Origin of the sequence: Vibrio sp. 10N.222.52.B12, from assembly GCF_002875385.1 — a bacterium.
Lineage (GTDB): Bacteria > Pseudomonadota > Gammaproteobacteria > Enterobacterales > Vibrionaceae > Vibrio > Vibrio jasicida.
Map to the genome: position 1 here is coordinate 1 of NZ_MDAW01000051.1, position 1346 is coordinate 1346.

The 1346-nt window shown below is 40.5% G+C and carries 1 protein-coding gene; it reads left to right on the forward strand.

Translation table 11 applies throughout. The annotated features are described in order from the left end of the window. Positions 1 to 584 precede the first annotated feature (584 nt). Entirely contained in the window at positions 585 to 1244 is a 660-nt protein-coding gene (locus BCT11_RS03475; RefSeq protein ID WP_102387139.1) for a hypothetical protein, read from the forward strand. Positions 1245 to 1346: the final 102 nt, after the last annotated feature.

The window sequence follows — 1346 nt, forward strand, 5'->3', positions numbered from 1 at the left end:
CACACCTTAGCAAGGCGTTAGTACGGGTTTGACATCAAGCATCATAAGTCTTGGCGTTTTTCTGTTTTGGCGCTCGTCTTTACACCTTTCAGTTAGTGCCTTTCACGTTCTTTCCGGTGGCACTATATGCGGAGTGTTCGCTTTGATTTTACCGTTTACGGCTTCTAACTCTTAGCCTATTTCTTTGGCGCTTCTTCATTTTCGTGGTGGCTTTTGAGAGAATCTTGGTTACTTTTGGTGTGGCTGTTGAAGTACGAGGAAAGAATCCTTTTCTAGTTTGAAGCTAGTGAAAGTAGGGCAGTTCATTGCGTTTTTCTTCTAGCCAACTTTCGTCTCTTAACCGAGTTTAAGTTTTGTAGCTGCCCGTCTCACTTCAGTGTTCAAAGCCTTTCATATCATGCCTCTTTTCAATATCTTGGAGCGCATAAATAGAAGTGGCGCATGTACTAACAAATTGCTTAAGAGTGATTCGTAACGCGTGGCATTTTTACTTTGCGGTGGTTTATGTGATTAAGGCGCTATGCGGTAGCTTTTGTATTGCGTTACTCACACCTTAGCAAGGCGTTATGTGTTACGAGGAATAAATGAAAGAAGAATCTGTTACGGAAATGGCTGCTACGCTGTTAGATAATCCAACGTGGAGTGATCTAGAATACTACGTCGTGGTCATATTGTTGGTTTTGATATTAGGCTCTCTCTTAGCTTTCTTTAAGGCTTTGTATTCAGAGAAGGCGAAGTATTTAGCAATTCAATCTAGTTTGGATACGATCAAACTTCAGACAGAGGTAACAGCTAAGACAACTGAAACAATAAAGAATGACTTGGAGTACAAGTCGTGGAACCGAAAAGAAATCTTACAAGTTCGCAGGACAAAGCTTGAAGAATATGTTCTGTTAATTATGTGCTTATCAGATGTCCTTCATAAGGAAATGGAGAAAAATTTCTTTGGTAAAGACCATTCTTACGATGAGCAGATTTGGCATAAAGCTCAACTAATTCAAAAGCTATATTTTCCTGAATTGGAAGACGAGCATAATGAGCTACGAAAGTCATTTGCTGATTATAAACGTTGGCTCGGAAACGGGATGACTGAAGTCATAGCAAAACGGAAAAGTGGCAACGTGAATGCTAGTGTAAGTGAAGAGCATCTGGATAAATATAGCTCACTCTTGACTTCAATTAATAACAGTACACTGGAAATTGAGAGTAAAGCGAGAGAAATGTCGCGAGAATTCCACACATAACAAAGCATTTAAGAGTGATTCGCAACGCTTGGCAGTTTCGCTTCGCTCAAGTATAGCCAAGCGCCGCTCACACCTTAATGCGGCGTTAGGTTTTTTCGGTAA

Bases quoted from the DNA above. Each gene is read 5' to 3' on its own strand.
- BCT11_RS03475 (WP_102387139.1), top strand. From the start codon at position 585: ATGAAAGAAGAATCTGTTACGGAAATGGCTGCTACGCTGTTAGATAAT.